This window comes from Vibrio tubiashii (genome assembly GCF_028551255.1).
GTDB classification, from domain to species: domain Bacteria; phylum Pseudomonadota; class Gammaproteobacteria; order Enterobacterales; family Vibrionaceae; genus Vibrio; species Vibrio tubiashii_B.
In genome coordinates, this window is the sequence record NZ_CP117029.1 from 15,235 (window position 1) to 35,466 (window position 20,232).

At 46.8% G+C, this 20,232-nt stretch carries 18 protein-coding genes; 4 read left to right on the plus strand and 14 right to left on the minus strand.

What is annotated here, in order from left to right:
- Positions 1–42: 42 nt before the first annotated feature.
- From acuI to ilvG, 6 genes are all read right to left on the minus strand, one after another.
- On the minus strand, positions 43–1,023 hold the full coding sequence (acuI, locus tag LYZ37_RS00075; protein WP_272786021.1) for an acrylyl-CoA reductase (NADPH): 981 nt from the start codon (positions 1,021–1,023) through the stop codon (positions 43–45).
- A gap of 197 nt (positions 1,024–1,220) precedes the next feature.
- Positions 1,221–2,768 (minus strand): threonine ammonia-lyase, biosynthetic, encoded by a 1,548-nt coding sequence (ilvA, locus tag LYZ37_RS00080; RefSeq protein ID WP_272786022.1) that lies wholly within the window; start codon positions 2,766–2,768, stop codon positions 1,221–1,223.
- A gap of 3 nt (positions 2,769–2,771) precedes the next feature.
- The gene (gene ilvD / locus LYZ37_RS00085) at positions 2,772–4,613 is read right to left on the minus strand and encodes a dihydroxy-acid dehydratase (protein ID WP_171325405.1); all 1,842 of its coding nucleotides are present in this window, start codon (positions 4,611–4,613) and stop codon (positions 2,772–2,774) included.
- Positions 4,614–4,643: 30 nt separating this feature from the next.
- Entirely contained in the window at positions 4,644–5,591 is a 948-nt protein-coding gene (ilvE, locus tag LYZ37_RS00090; protein WP_004743612.1) for a branched-chain-amino-acid transaminase, read from the minus strand.
- Positions 5,592–5,602: 11 nt separating this feature from the next.
- Positions 5,603–5,887 carry an acetolactate synthase 2 small subunit gene (gene ilvM / locus LYZ37_RS00095; RefSeq protein ID WP_004743613.1) on the minus strand — a complete coding sequence of 95 codons (285 nt, stop codon included), beginning with the start codon at positions 5,885–5,887 and terminating at the stop codon, positions 5,603–5,605.
- A 1-nt stretch (position 5,888) separates the two neighbouring features.
- Positions 5,889–7,535: an acetolactate synthase 2 catalytic subunit gene (ilvG, locus tag LYZ37_RS00100; RefSeq protein WP_171325401.1), complete on the minus strand. Its 1,647-nt coding sequence runs from the start codon at positions 7,533–7,535 to the stop codon at positions 5,889–5,891.
- 475 nt (positions 7,536–8,010) lie between these two features.
- Between ilvG and LYZ37_RS00105 the strand changes: the two genes are divergently transcribed.
- Positions 8,011–9,534, plus strand: a complete 1,524-nt coding sequence (locus tag LYZ37_RS00105; RefSeq protein WP_272786023.1) for a YifB family Mg chelatase-like AAA ATPase — start codon at positions 8,011–8,013, stop codon at positions 9,532–9,534.
- A gap of 28 nt (positions 9,535–9,562) precedes the next feature.
- Here LYZ37_RS00105 and LYZ37_RS00110 read toward each other — a convergent pair whose 3' ends face one another.
- Positions 9,563–10,543 carry a DUF2860 domain-containing protein gene (locus tag LYZ37_RS00110; RefSeq protein ID WP_272786024.1) on the minus strand — a complete coding sequence of 327 codons (981 nt, stop codon included), beginning with the start codon at positions 10,541–10,543 and terminating at the stop codon, positions 9,563–9,565.
- Positions 10,544–10,724: 181 nt separating this feature from the next.
- On the opposite strand from LYZ37_RS00110, the gene LYZ37_RS00115 reads away from it, so the two are divergent.
- Positions 10,725–11,609: an acyltransferase gene (locus LYZ37_RS00115; RefSeq protein WP_272786025.1), complete on the plus strand. Its 885-nt coding sequence runs from the start codon at positions 10,725–10,727 to the stop codon at positions 11,607–11,609.
- Positions 11,610–11,660: 51 nt separating this feature from the next.
- Here the strand turns inward: LYZ37_RS00115 and LYZ37_RS00120 are convergent, their stop codons facing one another.
- The 5 genes from LYZ37_RS00120 to LYZ37_RS00140 form a co-directional block, all read right to left on the minus strand.
- Positions 11,661–12,263 (minus strand): thiol:disulfide interchange protein DsbA/DsbL, encoded by a 603-nt coding sequence (locus tag LYZ37_RS00120; RefSeq protein WP_004743618.1) that lies wholly within the window; start codon positions 12,261–12,263, stop codon positions 11,661–11,663.
- Positions 12,264–12,288: 25 nt separating this feature from the next.
- Entirely contained in the window at positions 12,289–13,275 is a 987-nt protein-coding gene (locus LYZ37_RS00125; RefSeq protein WP_272787178.1) for a serine/threonine protein kinase, read from the minus strand.
- 55 nt (positions 13,276–13,330) lie between these two features.
- On the minus strand, positions 13,331–14,749 hold the full coding sequence (ccoG, locus tag LYZ37_RS00130) for a cytochrome c oxidase accessory protein CcoG (protein ID WP_272786027.1): 1,419 nt from the start codon (positions 14,747–14,749) through the stop codon (positions 13,331–13,333).
- 267 nt (positions 14,750–15,016) lie between these two features.
- Positions 15,017–15,283: a YihD family protein gene (locus LYZ37_RS00135; protein WP_272786028.1), complete on the minus strand. Its 267-nt coding sequence runs from the start codon at positions 15,281–15,283 to the stop codon at positions 15,017–15,019.
- Between the two features lie 98 nt (positions 15,284–15,381).
- Entirely contained in the window at positions 15,382–15,549 is a 168-nt protein-coding gene (locus LYZ37_RS00140) for a hypothetical protein (RefSeq protein WP_171325389.1), read from the minus strand.
- A gap of 292 nt (positions 15,550–15,841) precedes the next feature.
- On the opposite strand from LYZ37_RS00140, the gene LYZ37_RS00145 reads away from it, so the two are divergent.
- Positions 15,842–16,639, plus strand: a complete 798-nt coding sequence (locus LYZ37_RS00145; protein WP_004743623.1) for a sporulation protein — start codon at positions 15,842–15,844, stop codon at positions 16,637–16,639.
- Between the two features lie 91 nt (positions 16,640–16,730).
- Positions 16,731–17,384: a PAQR family membrane homeostasis protein TrhA gene (gene trhA / locus LYZ37_RS00150; protein WP_239827172.1), complete on the plus strand. Its 654-nt coding sequence runs from the start codon at positions 16,731–16,733 to the stop codon at positions 17,382–17,384.
- Here trhA and LYZ37_RS00155 read toward each other — a convergent pair.
- Positions 17,381–18,826: a TrkH family potassium uptake protein gene (locus LYZ37_RS00155; protein WP_171325385.1), complete on the minus strand. Its 1,446-nt coding sequence runs from the start codon at positions 18,824–18,826 to the stop codon at positions 17,381–17,383. The two genes, trhA and LYZ37_RS00155, sit on opposite strands and share 4 nt — an antisense overlap.
- 9 nt (positions 18,827–18,835) lie before the next feature.
- A complete protein-coding gene (trkA, locus tag LYZ37_RS00160) occupies positions 18,836–20,212 on the minus strand; it encodes a Trk system potassium transporter TrkA (RefSeq protein ID WP_004743626.1) in 1,377 nt (458 codons plus the stop codon).
- Between the last annotated feature and the right edge of the window lie 20 nt (positions 20,213–20,232).

Below are 20,232 nucleotides of genomic sequence, written 5' to 3' on the forward strand. Positions count from 1 at the left end.
CAGCATTACAGGTGCTGGCTCTTTTCTATCTAACTGCAGCTGTTATAGCTTAATCACAACACGACCTGTTACTTGGCCGTTAGTGATGTCTTCCGCGTATTTTGGTGCTTCAGCCAATTCCACTTCAGTACAAGCTTGCTCAAAGTAGCTATCTGGAAGGAGTTCTACCAGTTTCTCCCACGCTGCGATGCGTTTTTCGGTCGGGCAAGAGACTGAATCAATACCTTGTAGGCGAACGTTACGTAGAATGAAAGGCATCACTGTAGTAGGTAGGTCAAAACCACCTGCTAGACCACACGCTGCGACCGCGCTGTTGTAATCCATCTGAGCCAGTACTTTTGCCAGTACCTTGCTACCTACAGTATCAACAGCACCTGCCCACACTTGTTTTTCAAGTGGGCGTGCTGGCTCTTCAAACTCAACCCGGTCGATAATGCGACTTGCACCGAGTTTCTCAAGTAGTGGGCCATTTTGTTCAACACGGCCTGTTACCGCCGCCACTTTGTAACCTAGTTGCGCCAATAGCGTTACTGCTACTGAGCCAACACCGCCACTTGCACCAGTAACAAGAATTTCGCCATCTTCAGGCTTAATCCCTGCATCAAGTAGTGCTTGGACACATAGCATACCTGTGAAGCCAGCCGTACCGACCATCATGGCTTTCTTGCTATCTAGCCCTTTTGGTAGTGGAACGAGCCAGTCAGCTTTCAGGCGAGCACGCTGAGCCATACCACCCCAGTGGTTTTCACCGACGCCCCAACCTGTCAGTACTACTTTGTCACCTGCTTGGTAGCGGTTGTCTTCAGAGCTCACTACGGTACCGGCTAAGTCGATACCTGGAACCATAGGGAAATTACGAATAATTTTGCCTTTCCCTGTGATTGCTAAACCGTCTTTGTAGTTTAGTGATGAGTAATCAACATCAATCAGTACGTCGCCTTGTGGCAGTTGTGCTTCGTCGATCTGCTCGATAGAAGCAATAGTACGTTTTTCTTCTTGGTTTAGAATCAGTGCGTTGAACATAAGTGGTCTCCACAAATAAGAGCAGCAATTTAAAAACTGGTTACGAGTGTAGATCCAAATCAGATATGACAAAAATGAAACTTTAGCATTATATCTATGCGCATCACGCATTTTGACCAAAGTATAAGCAAGAGATAGGTGTTGAGTGATGATAAATGACAAAAGCCCCTAATCGCGAGGATTAAGGGCTTAGGTATTTAAGAGAGGAAGAATTTGTACGACGGGTTGTCGGTTTCATCCTTGCATTGGTAACCCAGTTCGCGTAGGTGAGCAGAGAAGCGTGATAAATCCGATTCATCTAACTCAAAGCCACACAGAACGCGGCCATAGTCAGCACCATGGTTACGATAGTTGAATAAGCTGATATTCCAGTGGGTTCCCAGTGTGCTCAAAAACTTCAATAGTGCACCAGGGTATTCTGGAAACTCAAAGCTATACAAACGTTCTTTAAGTGGTTTAGAAGGTTTACCACCAATCATATAGCGCACGTGCAGCTTAGCCATTTCGTCGTCAGAAAGATCGACCACAGGGTAGCCACCATCACGCAAGTCATGAATGATGTTATCCAGCTCTTCTTGCCCGTCTTGCAGACGAACACCAACAAAGATATTGGCTAACGCGTCATCGTTGTAACGGTAGTTAAACTCAGTCACGGCACGGCCGCCAATCAAGTTACAGAACTCGAAAAAAGCCCCCTGACGTTCAGGGATGGTTACCGCCAATAGACCTTCACGTTTCTCACCCAGTTCACAGCGCTCAGAGACGTAACGTAGACCGTGGAAGTTAGTGTTGGCACCCGAAAGAACCGTACCTAGGTTTTTATCTTGCAGCCCGTTTTGCTCGGCAAATTTCTTCAGGCCCGCTAAAGCTACTGCGCCAGAAGGTTCGGCAATCGCACGTGTGTCTTCAAAGATATCCTTCACAGCCGCGCAGATTTCATCACTGGATACTGAGATATGACCATCAATGTATTTCTGACAAAGGCGGAAAGTCTCATCACCAATGCGTTTTACGGCGACGCCATCAGCAAACATGCTGACTTGATCGAGCACCACTGGTTCACCTGCGTCTAAAGCTGCTTTCAAACAAGAAGAGTCTTCTGGTTCAACCGCAATCACTTTGATTTCAGGCATCAGTTGCTTAACTAATACTGCGACGCCTGCCGCCAGACCACCACCGCCAACGGGAACGAAGATGTAGTCGAGGTGACCATTTTGCTGCAGCATCTCCATACCAATCGTACCCTGACCGGCAATCACTAGCGGGTGATCGAATGGTGGTACAAAAGTATAGCCATGCTCAGCTGATAGACGCACTGCTTCGGCTTTTGCCTCGTCAAAGTTACTGCCGTGCAGCACTACGTTACCGCCAAAACCACGTACCGCTTCGACTTTAATGTCTGGCGTGGTTTTTGGCATCACGATAGTGGTCTTGATACCTAGCTTAGTCCCAGAAAGCGCCATACCTTGAGCATGGTTACCTGCGGATGCTGCAATTACTCCCGCCGCTTTTTGCTCATCGTTTAGGCTTGCAACCATGTTGTATGCGCCGCGCAGTTTAAACGAGTGTACCGGCTGGCGGTCTTCCCGTTTGATTTGCACGTTATTACCAATACGCGCAGCAAGGCGAGGCATTTCCTGAAGTGGTGTTACTGTCGCCACTTCATAAACAGGCGCTCGTAAGATCTGGCGCAGGTAGTCTGCGCCAGTTTGAGGTTCTTGCCCTGAAAGTATTGAGTCACTCATAAGCTAGTCCTCTAGCTTAGATTTGTCTCGTACTGCACCTTTGTCAGCACTGGTCGCCATACTTGCGTACGCTTTTAGTGCAAATGAAACTTCACGTTGACGGTCGACTGGCTTCCAACCTAACTCATCTTGTTTTGCACGGCGCTCAGCAAGTTCTTGATCTGAAACTTGTAAAGAAATTGAACGGTTTGGAATATCAATAGCGATCATATCGCCTTGTTTCACCAAGCCGATTGCACCGCCGTTAGCTGCTTCTGGAGACGCGTGACCGATAGATAAACCAGATGTACCGCCAGAGAAGCGACCATCTGTCAGTAGGGCACACTCTTTACCTAGTCCCATAGACTTTAGGTAAGTCGTTGGATAGAGCATCTCTTGCATGCCCGGACCACCCTTAGGACCTTCGTAACGGATAACAACCACATCGCCTGCTTTCACTTTGCCACCAAGGATGCCTTCAACCGCATCTTCTTGGCTTTCAAACACTACCGCAGGGCCAGTGAATTTATGGATGCTCTCATCCACACCGGCTGTCTTAACGATACAGCCATCTAAGGCGATGTTGCCAGAAAGAACAGCCAGACCACCCTCTTGACTAAAGGCGTTGTCTTTGGTGCGGATACAACCTTCAGCGCGGTCGTCATCAAGACGATCCCAACGACAATCTTGTGAGAAGGCTTGAGTGGTACGAATACCTGCAGGACCTGCGCGGAAGAACTTCAATACTTCTTCATCTTCAGTTTGGATGATGTCGTATTTGGCGAGCTGCTCTTTCATTGAAAGACCAAGAACGGTGCGAGCTTGGTTGTGTAGCAGACCAGCGCGGTCAAGTTCACCAAGAATTGCCATTACACCACCTGCGCGGTGTACATCTTCCATATGATATTTCTGAGTCGAAGGTGCTACTTTACATAGGTGTGGAACTTGACGAGATAGACGATCGATATCTTCCATATCGAAATCCACTTCACCTTCTTGTGCTGCTGCTAGCAGGTGCAGGATAGTGTTGGTTGAACCACCCATTGCAATATCGAGTGCCATTGCGTTCTCAAACGCATCAAAGGTCGCGATGTTGCGTGGTAGTGCAGATTCGTCATCTTGCTCGTAGTAACGACGCGTCAGTTCAACAATGCGACGGCCCGCATTAAGGAATAGCTGTTCACGGTCAGCGTGAGTGGCTAGCATTGAACCGTTACCAGGCTGAGAAAGACCCAGCGCTTCGGTGAGACAGTTCATTGAGTTAGCAGTAAACATACCTGAACATGAACCACACGTTGGACATGCACTACGTTCGATCTGCTCACTCTGCTCGTCTGACACTTTCGGGTCAGCGCCTTGGATCATCGCATCAACCAAGTCTAGCTTGATGATTTGATCAGAAAGCTTGGTTTTACCCGCTTCCATTGGACCACCAGAAACAAAGATAACCGGGATATTGAGGCGCATTGACGCCATTAGCATCCCCGGGGTGATTTTGTCACAGTTAGAGATACATACCATGGCATCAGCACAGTGGGCATTAACCATGTACTCAACCGAGTCGGCAATCAGCTCACGTGATGGTAGCGAATAAAGCATACCGCCGTGGCCCATTGCGATACCGTCGTCGACAGCAATGGTGTTGAATTCTTTGGCGATACCGCCCGCTTTTTCAATCTCACGCGCTACCAACTGACCCATGTCTTTTAAGTGCACGTGGCCTGGTACAAATTGGGTAAACGAGTTAACTACCGCGATGATAGGTTTACCGAAATCTTCGTCTTTAACGCCCGTAGCACGCCATAAGGCGCGCGCACCGGCCATATTGCGTCCGTGTGTTGTGGTTGCTGATCTATATTTTGGCATTGTGTTACTTCCTATATTTGCCGGTGCTTTTTAAGCTTTGTCTGCGTCTTGTGGGTAAACGTAATCTAGCCAACCCCATTTATCTTCTGTGGTGCCATTAAATAGGCCGAAGTAAGCTTCTTGGAGCTCTTTGGTGATTGGGCCACGTTTACCGCTGCCGACTTCAATCTTATCGATAGTTGCAACAGGAACGACCTCTGCTGCTGTACCTGTCATAAAGACTTCGTCTGCTAGGTAAAGCGCTTCACGCGCAATGTTTGCTTCACGCACTTCATAACCGCGATCACGAGCGATAGTCATAATTGAATCGCGAGTGATACCCGGCAAGATTGCGCTGGTTGCTGGTGGCGTAGTGATAACACCATCTTTAATCACAAAGATGTTTTCGCCAGCACCTTCAGATAGGTAACCATCGACACTGAGTGCAATACCTTCATCGTAGCCGTGACGACGAGCTTCACCACCTACAAGTAGTGAAGATAGGTAGTTACCACCAGCTTTTGCCGCTGTTGGGATTGTGTTTGGCGCTGCACGGTTCCAGCTAGAGATCATCGCATCGACACCTTTCTCTAGTGCTTCTTCACCTAGGTATGAACCCCAAGGGAAAGCCGCAATGATCAGATCCATTTCAGTGCCTACTGGTGGGCAGACACCTAGACCTACGTTGCCGACGAAACCTAGTGGACGAATGTAAGCACTATCAAGTTTGTTTTGACGCAGCGTTTCGCGCGTCGCTTCCATGATCTCTTCAACAGAGTATGGAATAGGGAAGCGGTAGATTTTTGCTGAATCTTTAAGACGTTTTGCATGCTCTAAATGGCGGAAGACAATTGGGCCTTTAGGTGTGTTGTAGCAGCGCACGCCTTCAAATACTGAAGTACCGTAGTGCATAGCGTGAGTTAACACATGCACATTTGCTTCTGCCCAAGGAACCATTTCACCGTTAAACCAAATGTAGTCTGCTGTTTTTGTAGCCATTATTGCCTTCCTTATGCACAAATCTTTTGTTGTAGGTTGTTATTTGGGAGTTCGTCACTCGCAATTTGCGTGACTTCAACAGTGCGTACATCCCAAAGCTTCTCGATTTGATTGGTGAGAAATGAAATAGGACGATCACTGTCGACGATGATTTCAACGCTAGCGACTTTGCTCTCGTGGTTTTGCGTGCCAGCAACCTGCTTAACAATAAAACCACGGTGGCGTACCACACGAAGAACGCGTTCTAACAGTACAGGTTTATCATCCGCTTTAATGTCGATTAGATATCTTTCCATGTTAGGTGTTCTCCAGCATGTCATTGTTTGATGCACCTGGTGGTACAAGTGGCCATACGTTTTCTTCTTCGTCGATTAAAACATGAAGTAAGTATGAGGTTTTACTTTCTAGCATTTCTTTAAGAGCTGGCTCAACTTCTTCTTTTTTAGTGATCACTTTACCCGGAATATCAAAGGCTTTTGCTAGCATCACAAAGTCCGGGTTGTCATCAAGAATGGTTTCACTGTGGCGACCATCAAAGAACAGCGATTGCCATTGGCGAACCATGCCTAAACGCTGGTTATCGAGTAAAACGACTTTTACCGGAATCTGACGACGCTTCAGTGTGCCTAGCTCTTGGATGTTCATCATAAATGAGCCATCACCTGTGATAAGAATAGACTGATCATCAGGTCGAGCAACCGCTGCTCCCATCGCTGCAGGAAGACCAAAGCCCATAGTGCCTAGGCCTGCTGATGTGATGAAGTTTTGTGGCTCGCGCGGTTGGATGTGCTGGGCTGCCCACATCTGGTGCTGGCCCACATCGGTAGAAACAATCGAAGTGTCCGGCATAAGATCAGATAGCTGCTTCAGTAACCCTGGAGCGTAGATAAGATCGCCTGGGTGGTCGTAGCGCCACTTGAAGCCACTACGTAGACTTTCACTATGCTTAACCCAAGGCGTGATGTCTTGAGTTAGCTCTAGTTGAGGAAGAACGGCTGGGATCTCACCACGTACTGGCGCATTGGCTTGGCGCAGTTTGTGAATCTCTGCAGCATCAATATCAATGTGAATCACCTTAGCATTTGGCGCAAAGGTATCTAGCTTGCCAGTCACTCGGTCATCAAAGCGGGCGCCAACAGCAATCAATAGGTCACACTCTTGTACAACTAGGTTGGCCGCTTTAGTACCGTGCATGCCAAGCATACCTAGATAGTGAGGATCATGTCGTTCAATCGTACCTAGCCCTTTTAGGGTGCTAACAGAAGGCATTGGATTTAAACGTAGGAACTCTCGTACCGAGTCCGTTGCGTGACCAAGCTGAACACCACCACCGACATAAAGTACCGGACGAGAGCTTTGAGAAAGCAGCTCTTGTGCTTGGGTTATAGCCTCTTGGCTTGCCACAGGCATTGCTGGTGGAGAAAAAGGAGGAAGAAGGTTTACTGGTGCTTGGCCTAGTTGAACATCTTTGGCGATATCAACGATTACTGGGCCTGGGCGACCTGTTTTTGCCACTTCAAAGGCTTCAGCAAGTGTTGGTGCCAGTTCATTGATATCCGTTACTAGATAGCTGTGTTTAGTACACGCGAGTGACATACCGATCACATCGATTTCTTGGAACGCGTCAGTACCGATATGAGAGCTGGCAACCTGACCTGTGATCGCAACCAGTGGAATTGAATCCATAAAGGCATCAGCGAGACCAGTAACTAGGTTGGTTGCCCCTGGTCCTGATGTTGCCATACAGACTGCGACGTCTTGAGTTGAGCGAGCCATACCAATCGCGGCCATCGCTGCACCTTGTTCATGTCGGCAAAGGATATGTTCGACGCCACCATCATAGAGGGCATCATAGATTGGCATGATGGCCCCACCTGGGTAACCAAATACGGTTTTAATGCCTTGCTGCTTTAGGGCGGCAACGACTAACTCGGCACCTGTCATTGTGAGCCCCCTTTATGCATTGCTTGATGTTGTGTTGTGTTGCACGTCATGTGCGCTCCCATTCTTCCTACGGCTCTTGTTTTTCTGAGCTTTAATTTATGTCTGCCAAATTTTCAGCGTACTAATTGTAAAAAAACCCCCGGACTTTTCAGTGCGGGGGTTTTTTTGAATCTGTGGTTATCTTTCGCCCACTCTACCCCGCGCGGAATCAATAATGACCACGATAATCAGGGCAATCAGTGCGTTAATGCGGGCGTTGAAGTTCATTTATTATTTCTTTAGTTATCTGTGCCTATATGGGCACGAAATTGTTTGCGTCTCTAGTGGTAACATACAATTCCGCCGCATGACAAGCAAAAACTCATTCTTTTTTCACATTCTTTCAGCATCTCGCCAAGCTATATAACAACCTTGATAACAAAATAGACGAACTATCAGGGGGATAAATAATGGTCAGACAACAAGTGAGCTTGGTATGGGATTAGCGATCATTCACAGCCGAGCTTGCGTCGGGGTAGAGGCACCAACAGTGACGGTAGAAGTACATATTAGTAATGGTATGCCGGGATTTTGTTTGGTTGGGCTACCTGAAACTACGGTTAAAGAGTCTCGCGACAGAGTGCGCAGTGCGATCATCAATTCGCGTTTTGAATTTCCAGCTAAGCGAATCACAGTCAATCTCGCGCCTGCTGATTTACCTAAAGAAGGTGGTCGATTCGATCTGCCGATTGCATTAGGTATTTTAGCGGCGTCGGAGCAGATTCCTGTTAATGAACTAAATAATCAAGAGTTTATTGGCGAGCTTGCTTTATCTGGAGAGCTAAGAAGGGTGAAAGGTGTGTTACCCGCGGCATTGGCTGCCAATCGAGTTGAGCGCAGTTTAGTGGTCCCCCATAGCAATGGTGATCAGGCGGCTTTAGTTGGTGCTGAAAGACATAAATCGGCGCAAAGCTTACTTGAAGTGTGTGCCGACCTTTGTGGACAACAAAAGCTCTCACTACATCAAACCGCGCAAGTTTGTGCAGCACCGAGTAGCCAGAGAGATCTGCAAGATATAATCGGGCAGCAGCAAGGCAAGCGCGCTTTAGAGATTGCTGCCGCAGGCAATCACAACTTGTTGTTTCTTGGCCCGCCGGGGACAGGAAAAACTATGTTGGCTTCGCGTTTATGCGACTTGCTGCCCGATATGTCAGATAGTGAGGCACTTGAATCGGCTTCAGTAGCTTCATTAACCCAACAAGAAATCAATGCCCACAATTGGAAGCAGCGTCCTTTTCGCGCTCCGCATCACTCAAGCTCGATGGCGGCACTGGTGGGAGGAGGCTCTATCCCTAGGCCGGGAGAGATCTCTTTGGCGCACAATGGGCTGTTGTTTCTTGATGAGATGCCAGAATTCGAGCGCAAAGTACTCGATTCATTACGGGAACCATTAGAGTCAGGGGAGATTATTATCTCACGAGCCCAAGGCAAGACCCGCTTTCCTGCGAGATTTCAGCTCGTTGGGGCATTAAACCCAAGCCCCACTGGATACTACGAAGGCAACCAATCACGAGCCAATCCGCAAACTATTCTACGTTACTTAAGCCGCTTATCTGGCCCATTACTTGATCGCTTTGATATGTCTCTGGAAATCCCTGCTTTGCCAAAGGGGACGTTAGCGGAAGGGGGCGAAAGAGGTGAATCGACCCAGATTGTGCGAGATAGAGTATTGATAGCGCGTGAGAAGATGTTGTCGCGAGCGAGTAAGGTGAACGCCTTGTTAGGCAGTCGAGAAATTGAGCGCTACTGCCCTTTGCATAAACAAGATGCCCAGTTCTTGGAAACCGCATTGCATCGACTGGGGCTGTCGATTCGCGCTTACCATCGGATTATCAAGGTCGCACGTACCATTGCTGACTTAGAGGGGGCAAGCCATATTGAGCGCAATCATCTTGCCGAAGCACTAGGCTACCGAGCGATGGATCGCTTGTTGCGGCAGTTGACCGCGCAGGCGGTGTAAAAAAGCCCGCATTTGCGGGCTAGTAAAGTTAGAACTGGTAGTTAACACCGACAGAGAAGATCATCTGGTCTTCATCGTAGAAATCGATGTTTGAATCGGTTTGGCCGTAACCAGCAAAAGAGATAAGAGACCAATCTTGCCAACCCATAAACTGCTGATACTCATAGGCAGCAAAGAGACTTAACTCGTCATCGTCACGAACCTTGTTGTAGACAGGGTGTGACGCATCATAACCTTTGCTGGTGTAACTCGCGGTAAGCGCGAATTGATGGCGATTGATGACTTTAAACAGCGAAAGCTCGCCGCCCCAAGAGGTGAGAGAATTCGCATCGCCGTCGGCATCCGTTTTTATGTAAGTCAGTGATGGCACTAAGAACATAGTACGGTCGACGGGAATGCGATAACTACCTTTTACATAGATCGATGTCGCGTCACGTCGCAGTAACTGTTGATCACTCACTGAACGCGTCTGACCAGACTGTTCATTCTCAATATCTTTAACCGCGTATGCAGTATCTAGACTAAAACCAGAGTTAGCAATATTGCTAAATTTAAGTCGGTACGCGTTACCTTTTTCGTCGGTGACGGAGCGCGCGCTTCCTTCTAGGAAAGGATCGGCCCAAGTCTCGCCAGACATAATGGTCGGTAGGAAAGAGGCATCAATCACTGTTCCATTGGCCAATTGTTGCTTATAGCCTAACTCTAACGCTAAGGTACCAATGGCAATATCTTCACGAGATGTACCCGCATAGAACTGCTTGTCGAGTTGACTACCAAACGTATAAGCAATGCTACCTAGCGGCAGCGCTAAGACACTGCTATCACTTTGACCTTTCTGCGTATTGTCCGTAATGGTCGCGTTAGTGTCGGTATTAAAATTAGAGGTTGAAGAGGTATAACCGGCACTGAGTGAGACTTCGCCGCTGATCCCCGCTGAATCAGAGAGCTGGGCCATTGCTGGTGCTGTGCTCAGTACAGCAAGCGCAATAAGGGTTGGTTTTGTGGTCATTACGGGTTCTCCATGGTGTAAACCTAGTGACTGATTGCCTTGAGGTCGAAGTGTGCTCTAACAACTCTGACCATAGTTAGATTAGTTTCAAACTTTCCAATGGCTTGTATAATTACACGCTGTTTTATTATTCATAAATGAATGTTTATAAATTTTTCATTAAATCTCACTTATTAAGCGTATGTTGGCACATTTACTCCTTGTTCTGAATGTTAGTTTGGTCATCTTAAACTCTGCAGTCTGCTCGATAGCGATCTGCGTTGTGGCCGTTTTTAAGTTTGTTTTGCCAAGTGCTGCACTTAAAGCAAAGGGCACTCAGCTTGCCAATAAGATTATGTGGCTTTGGGCAACAATCAACTCTGCCATTCTTAACGTTTCGAACCGAATTGAGTGGGATATTCAAGGCGGTGACGAACTGAAAAAAGATGGCTGGTACTTGATGATCAGTAACCACCTTAGCTGGACAGATATTGTTGTACTGTGCTGCGTGTTCAAAGATCGCATTCCGATGCCAAAATTTTTTCTTAAGCAGCAACTGCTCTATGTACCTTTCATCGGTATGGCTTGTTGGGCTCTCGATATGCCATTTATGCGCCGCTATTCACGCGAATATCTGATTCGTCATCCGGAGAAACGTGGGCAGGATTTGGCAACCACTCGTCGTTCATGTGCTAAGTTCAAGCACACCCCTACAACGGTTGTGAACTATGTGGAAGGGACGCGCTTTACCCAAGACAAGCAGCGTAAAAGCAAAGCGGGTTATCAATATCTTCTGCAGCCTAAAACGGGTGGGATAGCCTATACGCTAGCAGCGATGGGCGATCAGTTTGAGAGTATTATTGATGTCACGTTAGCGTATCCTGATAATACACAAAAACCGTTTAAAGATGCTCTGATGGGCCGTATGACCAAGATCGTTGTTCGCACTAAAGTCTTGCCTGTGGATGAGCAAGTGCGAGGCGATTACTTTAATGATAAGCCATACAAGCGCCAGTTTCAGCAGTGGCTAGGTGATGTTTGGCAACAGAAAGATGAATTGCTACAGCAAGTACACCAAGATAAGTGATTAAATTTAAAGAATAAAAAAGGGAGCGTTTGCTCCCTTTTTACTTGGTGACTATTTTAGCGTTAGTAAGTAATTGACTAAGGCAAAGTACTCATCCAGAGAGGTGATTGAGCCTGCTTCAACTAAGTACTTGTTGTTAACAATAACCGCTGGAACACCTGATAGACCGCTGTTTTTAAACTGTTTGTCGAAGCGACGAACCATTGAATCTACCGCAAAACCGTTAAAGGCCGCGTCGAACTTCTTCGCATCGACGCCTTCATCCAAGAAGATCTGACGCAGTTCTTCATCATTCTTAGGTGCTTTGCGCATGTTGTGGATGCGGTTAAATAGCACGGGTGTCATCTTGTCTTCTACTTTCAGCACAATCATGGTTGCGTAAGCTTTGCTCATCGACTCACCCATGTTGCCGCCCATAAAAGAAACATGATTTTTCTGGAACTTGGCATCTTTAGGTAGCTTAGTTTTTAGCTGCTGAATGATAGGCTCGAACGAGTGACAGTGTGGGCAGTAGAAAGAGAAAAACTCCGTTACAGTTGGTTTCTTTGAGGCTTCTAAATCCAGCACCTTGTAGTGCTCACCTTGGTTGAACTGCGCAGCGTGAGCAGATAGGCTCAACATCAGTGTGGCAACTAGTGCAAACAGCTTTTTCATTCTTGACTCCATGTTGTCGATTTTCTTACCACTGTGGCATAAGTGAAAGTGGTGGCTCATCCAGTGCAGAAATCTGCTCTTTAAAAGCAAGTACCTGACTCTCCCAGTATTTTGGATCATTGAACCAAGGAAAAGCGAGAGGAAAAGCAGGATCTTGCCACCTTTTTGCTAACCATGCCATATAGTGCACCATACGTAGACCGCGCAGTGGCTCAATTAGTTTCAATTGATTGCTGTTGAAGTCGTTAAACTCCTGATAAGCCTCTAGCAGAATGTCTAACTGCATCAGCTTATCTGCTCGCTCGCCGTTAAGCAGCATCCACAAGTCCTGAATAGCAGGACCGTTACGAGAATCATCTAGGTCAACAAACATCGGGCCATCGCGCCAAAGAATATTTCCTGGATGGCAGTCACCATGCAAACGAATCAGGCTGGTTGAGTCACCCCAGTGGTTTTCTAGAGATTTGATCAGCAGGTCGAGATCGTTAAAGAACGCATTTTCGAGATGCATTGGTATAAACTGAGAGTGTTCTAGCAACTTGCGCGGCTGATAGACGTATTCTTCGAGCCCGATGGTAGGGCGGTGTTGGAATACTTGCTTTGAGCCAACTTTATGAATGCGACCCAAAAAGCGCCCAACTCCTTCGAGTTGCTCTAGGTTATCGACTTCAAACTGGCGCCCGCCAACACTTGCAAATAGGGCAAACAGATAGCCTTGATACTGGTGGAGAGTTTGCCCGTTAATGATTGTAGGTGGAGCAACGGGTATCTCAGACTCGATCAGTTCAAGGGTAAAGTCATGTTCCTCTTGGATTTGTTCTAAACTCCAACGCTCAGGGCGGTAAAACTTAACCACATAACGTTGGCGCTCTTCATCGGTAAATTGGTAGACGCGGTTTTCATAGCTGTTAAGAGCCAGAAATCCAGATTCCGCTCGAATACCAATGCTTTCGAGGGCATACCACATAAAATCAGGCGTTAACGCATCAAAGTTAAAGGCTTGCTGTGTCATAAAATAAAAGAGGCTCATTGCTGAGCCTCTTTCCATATCTGTGAGTAGAGCGCGCTTAGAGTTTCTTAATAAAGCGGCTTTCTACCTCAATAGTGAAGTCTTCGCTATCGGACAGTATAAACTGAATTGTTGAAACTGAAGAGCTGAGATTGTCAGGATTGACGCCTAAACTCATTGGTAGGTTAAGGACTTCACCCGGTTCAACTTGAATGGTTTGTTTGCCATACCAAGAGACATCACTTAGGCCTTCAACGCTGAGTTTGTACTCTTGTTCTTGTTGAGTTTTATTAATGATTTTCAGGGTGTAGGTATTCTCTACTTCACCTAAGCCATTGACTCTGAACAACTGATTACGGTCACGAAGAACACTCAAACCAGCAGGTTCGACACTAGCAACCTGAACAAAGAACAAGCCAATCATCACTAACAGTACCGCGCCATAACCGAGCAGTTTGGGACGCGCGACCTTAGTATGCTTGCCAGAGAGACGGTGCTCCGTGGTGTAGCTAATCAGGCCTTTTTCATAGCCCATGCGATCCATGGTTTTGTCACAGGCATCAATACAAGCACCACAGTTAATACATTCATACTGTAGGCCGTCACGGATATCGATACCGGTTGGGCAAACCTGAACACAAAGGTCACAGTCAATACAGTCACCTAAGCCCAGAGCTTTGTGATCGGCTTTTCGTGAACGAGGGCCTCGCGTTTCGCCACGTTTGCTATCGTAGCCGACGATAAAGGTATCTTTGTCGAACATAGCTGATTGGAAACGAGCGTAAGGACACATGTGAACACACATAATAGAGCGCATCCAACCTGCGTTGGCGTAAGTACAGCCCGCGAAAAATAGAACCCAGAATACCGGCCAGAATTCGGCATTAAAGGTGAAGAAGCCAACTACTAAGTCTTTGATCGGTACAAAATAACCGGTAAAGGTGAAGCCGGTAGCAAGGGCAATTGCCCACCAAGCTAAGTGTTTTACGCCTTTGCGCATTGCTAGATTGGCAGTGAGTTTTCCTGAATCTTGCTTGCGACGTTTGTTGGCGCTGCCTTCTAGTTTTTCTTCGAACCAAATATACATAAAGGTCCACACTGTTTGCGGGCATAAGTAGCCACACCAAACTCGACCTAAGAAAGTGGTGAGGAAAAAGAGACCAAAGGCGGCAATCATAAATAGCAGTGCAAGCAGAGTTAAGTCTTGCGGATAAAGTGTGGTGCCGAAAAAGTTAAACTGCTGATTGCCAAAGTCGAGCAAGATAGCTTGGCGTTCGCCATAAGGTATCCAAGGAATAAGAGCAAAGAAAACCAGTAGGAACCAGCCGCCATAACGACGTAGCTGTTGAAAGGTACCTTTACTCTCGCGAACATAGATTCGGTTGCTGGGATTAAACCTGTCCCCTTTGTTTTTATGGGCCTTAGGGTTAAAGGCCTTGGGAGTCACATCTTTGATATCGATTTTATCCTGACTCATTGCGCTTCCTTCTTGAGCTAAACGGTGAGATTTCTATTGTTCTCACTCTATAAACCTAAACATTGCTATTTGATTATAATATTTTAGTAAATACTTATGGACGGCGATTATATACGCAATAACATTTTCATTTCTTTAAGGCTATCAACCTTTAACAACAAAGATCAGTACAGTTCTATAAATAAATGGCCTAACAGTTTCTAGCTTTGTCACCAAATAGGTATAAAAAAAGCGACTCAAGGTCGCTTTCAATAAAACTGCTCGCTGCTAGTCAATAAGACCACGGGCACGCAGAATCGCCGTTTTAAAATCATCTTCTTGGTCTTTCTTTAGACCAGGAATCATTTCATTTTTGTCACTGTTGCGCATTTTTAGATGGTAAATAAGAACATCGTCTGTCAGATCTTCTAGTTTGCCTTCATAGCCTGCTTCTTGAGCGAGCTTAACGATCATCTGTAGCAGGTTAAGTTCCTGATCTTTTTGCCATTCAGGTTCAAGTAGCTCTAGTAGCTCCTCAATACGGTGACACTTCATCGGCTTTCTCCACAATATTTATAATGATTTGCTGCTAAAGGTATCAAATAGATGAAATGAAGGTAAGAAAAAAGCGCAGTCAGCACTGCGCTTTTTAATTAGGCTGCCTTGATAACCTTAGCAGGAGCAGTTGCCATAACGGCGGTCTTCTCGACTAAAGTCATTGCTGGAGCTGATTTTTTTGCCACTGGAGCAGAAACGAATCCACTACGGCGGCGCATCGCACTACGATTTGTGTGCGAAAACCTGACTGTTGTTGGGCGCATTCAGTTACCTAACTGTCAGGCATATCCATTGCCAATGTAATGGCCTAATTAATTATGAGTTTGCTTCATTGCTGAAGTTTGGCTCTTCTGGCTCACGCCAATCCGAACAATTAATTAGGAATATTGATATGCACGCATATCAATAAATAGATTAGCATTATCAGTCGGATTGGTCGATATCTAATCGATTGCGATTCGCTACAATTATGTGAAGATGTCTGTAGTAGTGAGACAGTAAACCAGATTAGTATGAAAGTAATTTAATGGTTTCGTACGTGCCAAGGAGGTGTTGATGTCGTTATTTAAGAAAACCCTGGCCAGTTTTGGTATTGGATCTGCAAAAGTAGACTCTGTTTTGCAGCAAGAGGTTTTATACCCGGGACAAAAAGTAAATATTACGATTCATGTTTATGGTGGGTCGACAGCACAAGAGATCGATAATATCGATCTAAAGCTCTATTGCCGCTATATCAAAGAGGTGCCAGCCAATCCAGATAAGGATAAGCACAATGCCGGGCGTATGCGTCGAGTTCCGACAAGTTATGCCTTAGCTAAGTGGTCACTGCCTTACGCTTTTACTATTAATCCGGGTGAAACGCGTGACTTTGAAATCGAGCTCGATGTGCCGTGGAATACGCCCGTTACCATTGGCGACTCCAAGGTGTGGTTGGAAACAGGCTTAGATATAGCGATGGCAAAAGATCCAACCGACAAAGACATTCTAACCGTCAGGCCTGATCCGCTACTTGATGGCATTTTTACCGCACTTGAAGAGCAAGGTTTGCGAATTCGTCAGGTAGAGTGTGAAGAAGTTGATGGTTTTGCGATGCCATTTGTCCAAGAGTTTGAATTTGTTCCGACCACAGGGCCTTTTCATGGCCGATGGCGAGAGCTTGAAGTAGTAGCGTATCGAACTGACGATAAGCTACAGATGTGGTTTGAGATTGATCGTCACCGTGAAGGCGCCAAGGGTATGCTTGCGAGCTTGTTAGGGATTGGCGACTTGAAGCGTCAAATGGAAATTCCTCTCCATACATCTGCGCAAGAGGCGGGTGCACAAGTGATTGCCTACTTGGATGAGCATTCTTAGCCAAAACTTAAAAACTTTCAGCTTACAAGTGTAAGCTTAATGTGCCATACTCTTGAGTAATTATTCCATATTTACTCAGAGTAGGGCACGCATGTCTGCTAATCCTCCCGCTGAATACAGCACCAAAGAAGAGTTCGCTAATACGCTGACCCATGCTCTAGGTATGGTATTAAGTATTGTTGGCTTGGTTTTACTCTTACTCAAATCGACCGAAAACAATGCGGATACGCTAACGATCACCAGTATGAGTATCTATGGCAGCAGCATGATAGTGCTGTTTCTTGCCTCTACGCTCTACCATGCGATTCCTTATAAGCGAGCCAAACGAGCATTAAAAACCTTTGACCACTGCGCTATCTACTTATTGATCGCAGGTAGCTACACGCCATTTCTACTCGTGAGCCTACGAACGCCGCTAGCGATAGGGTTAATGGTAGTGATCTGGAGCATCGCTCTGTTCGGCATCATTATGAAGCTTGCCTTTGTCTACCGTTTTAAGAAGCTTTCTTTAGTGACTTATCTGACCATGGGTTGGTTATCGCTGATTGTGATTTACCAATTGGCGATGAACTTATCGGTTGGTGGGTTAACTCTGCTTGCCGCAGGGGGAGTGATTTACTCACTGGGAGTGATCTTCTACGTCGCAAAACGCATCCCTTACAATCATGCTATTTGGCACGGATTTGTTCTAGCAGGATGCGCTTGCCATTTCTTCGCTATTTATCTCTACGTTGATCCCGTTTAACGTCGCCAGAAGGCTGGGAAAAACAGGACAAGCAAGGTCAAAATTTCTAGTCTTCCCATTAACATTCCTAAGCTTAGTAGCCACTTAGCGGCGTCTGGCAGTGGGGCAAAGTTACCCGTCGGACCGATGACTGACCCCATACCCGGTCCAACATTGGCAACCGCAGTAATAGAGCCTGAGATACTGGTGATTGGGTCGAGCCCCATTGCGCTGAGTCCACCAGCAATCGCAATAATGGTGATAAAAAACGTCAAACCAAAGGCGACAACCGAACGGACGATATCGTCGTTTACCGGGCGTTGGTTGTACCGTTGAACAAATACCCCAGAAGGATGGATCAGTTTCATCATCTGCTTGTTAAGCAATGTCAGGGCAATCTGAAAACGGAAGATTTTAATCCCGCCCGCAGTTGAACCTGAACAGGCTCCTGCCATCATCAAAAATGCAAACAAGGTGGTAGGAAGTGCGCCCCATGCGGTGAAATCTTCCAAGCCAAAGCCTGTGGTGGTAACCACTGAGACAATGTTGAACATGGATACTCGAAGTGCATCTAAAACGGCATAACCATCTCTGATCACTAACCAAGCCGCGATGATTAAGCTGCTAACCAAGAACAAGTAGCTAAATCCGCGTACTTGCGCATCTTTGACTAATTCATTGAGACGGCGCTTTCTAATTGCTGCAACAAACAGTAAAAACGGCAAACCACCCAAAAACATAAATAGTGTCGCTACCCAATGCGCACCATTAGAGAAATGGTTCATCGAGCCATCTGATGTGGAATAGCCACCGGTAGATAAGGTGGTAAAGGCGTGGTTGATTGCTTCAAACAGATTCATCCCTGTGAGAAGGTAGCCAACAATGCATAACCCCGTCAGTGATAAGTAAACCGCGACAATGTTCTTTGCCACCGTTTTGGCTCGTGGACTGCTTTTATCTGACCAGTCAGAGGATTCGGTGTGGAAGAGTTTCATACCACCGACGTTAAGCATAGGCAGTACCGCAACCGCCATCACGATAAAGCCAATCCCACCTAACCATTGCAGTATCGAGCGCCACAATAAAATGCTCGGTGCCATGTTATCTAAGCCACTGAGTACGGTTGAGCCCGTGGTTGTGATGCCCGACATGGTCTCAAAGTAAGCATCGGTAAAGCTGATGTGATTGATAAACACAAAAGGTAGCGCTGCGAACGCACTGGCTATCGTCCACACCAAACTGGTGATGAGGAACATATCGCGCACACTGAGCTTAAATTGTTTGGTGCGGCCAATCGTCAAACAGGCAAAAGCGGCGGTATGAGTAATGATAACCGCCTGGCCAAACTCTAAAAATCCAGACGTACCAGTGATGAAGGCGACCAATGTTGGTACGTACATGAACAGGGCTAGCTTAGATAACACTAGCCCGATAACAAACAGTACAGGACGGAAATTGACCATAACCCTTGCCTAAAGGAAGAACGGACTCGGTTGGAATAGGGCTTCTACGTCTGGGACGTATTTCTTGTCGACCAAGAACATCACCACATGGTCATCTTGTTCGATAACAGTACGGTCGTGGGCAATCAACACTTCCTCGCCACGGACAATCGCACCAATGGTGGTACCTGGTGGAAGCTTGATATCACCAATTGCGCGACCAACAACTTTCGATGTGGTTTCATCACCATGTGCAATGGCTTCGATCGCTTCTGCAGCCCCTCGGCGCAGTGAAGATACGTTAACAATATCGGCACGGCGAACGTGGGTCAGCAATGCAGAAATCGTCGCTTGTTGCGGTGAAATCGCGACATCGATAGCGCCACCCTGTACAAGATCGACATAAGCACCGCGCTGAATCAGTACCATCACTTTTTTGGCTCCCATGCGTTTCGCAAGCATGGCAGACATAATGTTGGTTTCATCTTCGTTGGTGAGAGCAATAAACACATCGACCTGATCGATATTCTCTTCCGCAAGGAGTTCCTGATCTGCCGCATCACCACAGAAAACGATGGTATTTTCTAGCTCTTCTGACAGCTTTTCCGCGCGTTGGTAGCTATGTTCAATCAGTTTAACGCTGTAGAGTTGTTCTAAGCGGCGAGCAAGGCTAGCACCGATGTTACCGCCACCAACTATCATAATACGGCGGTAAGGCTTCTCAAGACGTTGTAATTCACTCATTACCGAGCGGATGTGATTACTTGCTGCAACGAAGAAGACTTCATCGTCAGCTTCAATGATGGTGGTGCCCTGTGGTCGAATTGGTCGGCCTTGGCGGAAAATCGCCGCAACGCGCGTGTCGATATGCGGCATGTGCTCACGTAGCGCAGACAGTGCATTACCAACCAGTGGGCCACCATAGTAGGCTTTTACGGCAACCAAGCTCACCTTCTGCTCAGCAAAACTCACAACTTGCAGTGCCCCTGGGTATTGAATCAAGCGTTCAATGTAGCTAGTGACTAGCTCTTCTGGTGCAATCAAGTGATCGACGGGTACAGCGCCCGACTGGAACAAAGCTTCCTTCTCAGATAGATATTGAGGGGAGCGAATTCGCGCAATTCGGTTAGGAGTGTTAAACAGTGTAAAAGCCACCTGACAGGCAGCCATATTGGTTTCATCCATATTGGTGACTGCAACCAACATGTCAGCATCTTGAGCACCGGCTTCACGCAACACGTCTGGGTGGCTAGCATAACCATTCACGACACGGAGGTCGTACTTATCTTGCAGCTCGCGCAGACGATCTGAGTTGCGGTCTACAATGGTGATGTCGTTGTTCTCGCCAACTAGGTTTTCTGCCAGTGTGCCGCCAACCTGACCTGCACCAAGGATGATGATTTTCATACACTAATCTCGTTTAACTA

What these genes read in the sequence shown, in the direction of transcription:
- LYZ37_RS00140 (WP_171325389.1), bottom strand. Translation starts at nt 15,549, where the DNA reads ATGCGCCCAACAACAGTCAGGTTTTCGCACACAAATCGTAGTGCGATG.
- ilvE (WP_004743612.1), bottom strand. Translation starts at nt 5,591, where the DNA reads ATGGCTACAAAAACAGCAGACTACATTTGGTTTAACGGTGAAATGGTT.
- ilvG (WP_171325401.1), bottom strand. Translation starts at nt 7,535, where the DNA reads ATGACAGGTGCCGAGTTAGTCGTTGCCGCCCTAAAGCAGCAAGGCATT.
- LYZ37_RS00125 (WP_272787178.1), bottom strand. Translation starts at nt 13,275, where the DNA reads ATGACACAGCAAGCCTTTAACTTTGATGCGTTAACGCCTGATTTTATG.
- acuI (WP_272786021.1), bottom strand. Translation starts at nt 1,023, where the DNA reads ATGTTCAACGCACTGATTCTAAACCAAGAAGAAAAACGTACTATTGCT.
- LYZ37_RS00155 (WP_171325385.1), bottom strand. Translation starts at nt 18,826, where the DNA reads ATGGTCAATTTCCGTCCTGTACTGTTTGTTATCGGGCTAGTGTTATCT.
- ccoG (WP_272786027.1), bottom strand. Translation starts at nt 14,749, where the DNA reads ATGAGTCAGGATAAAATCGATATCAAAGATGTGACTCCCAAGGCCTTT.
- LYZ37_RS00120 (WP_004743618.1), bottom strand. Translation starts at nt 12,263, where the DNA reads ATGAAAAAGCTGTTTGCACTAGTTGCCACACTGATGTTGAGCCTATCT.
- LYZ37_RS00145 (WP_004743623.1), top strand. Translation starts at nt 15,842, where the DNA reads ATGTCGTTATTTAAGAAAACCCTGGCCAGTTTTGGTATTGGATCTGCA.
- LYZ37_RS00135 (WP_272786028.1), bottom strand. Translation starts at nt 15,283, where the DNA reads ATGAAGTGTCACCGTATTGAGGAGCTACTAGAGCTACTTGAACCTGAA.
- trhA (WP_239827172.1), top strand. Translation starts at nt 16,731, where the DNA reads ATGTCTGCTAATCCTCCCGCTGAATACAGCACCAAAGAAGAGTTCGCT.
- LYZ37_RS00105 (WP_272786023.1), top strand. Translation starts at nt 8,011, where the DNA reads ATGGGATTAGCGATCATTCACAGCCGAGCTTGCGTCGGGGTAGAGGCA.
- ilvM (WP_004743613.1), bottom strand. Translation starts at nt 5,887, where the DNA reads ATGGAAAGATATCTAATCGACATTAAAGCGGATGATAAACCTGTACTG.
- trkA (WP_004743626.1), bottom strand. Translation starts at nt 20,212, where the DNA reads ATGAAAATCATCATCCTTGGTGCAGGTCAGGTTGGCGGCACACTGGCA.
- LYZ37_RS00110 (WP_272786024.1), bottom strand. Translation starts at nt 10,543, where the DNA reads ATGACCACAAAACCAACCCTTATTGCGCTTGCTGTACTGAGCACAGCA.
- ilvD (WP_171325405.1), bottom strand. Translation starts at nt 4,613, where the DNA reads ATGCCAAAATATAGATCAGCAACCACAACACACGGACGCAATATGGCC.
- LYZ37_RS00115 (WP_272786025.1), top strand. Translation starts at nt 10,725, where the DNA reads ATGTTGGCACATTTACTCCTTGTTCTGAATGTTAGTTTGGTCATCTTA.
- ilvA (WP_272786022.1), bottom strand. Translation starts at nt 2,768, where the DNA reads ATGAGTGACTCAATACTTTCAGGGCAAGAACCTCAAACTGGCGCAGAC.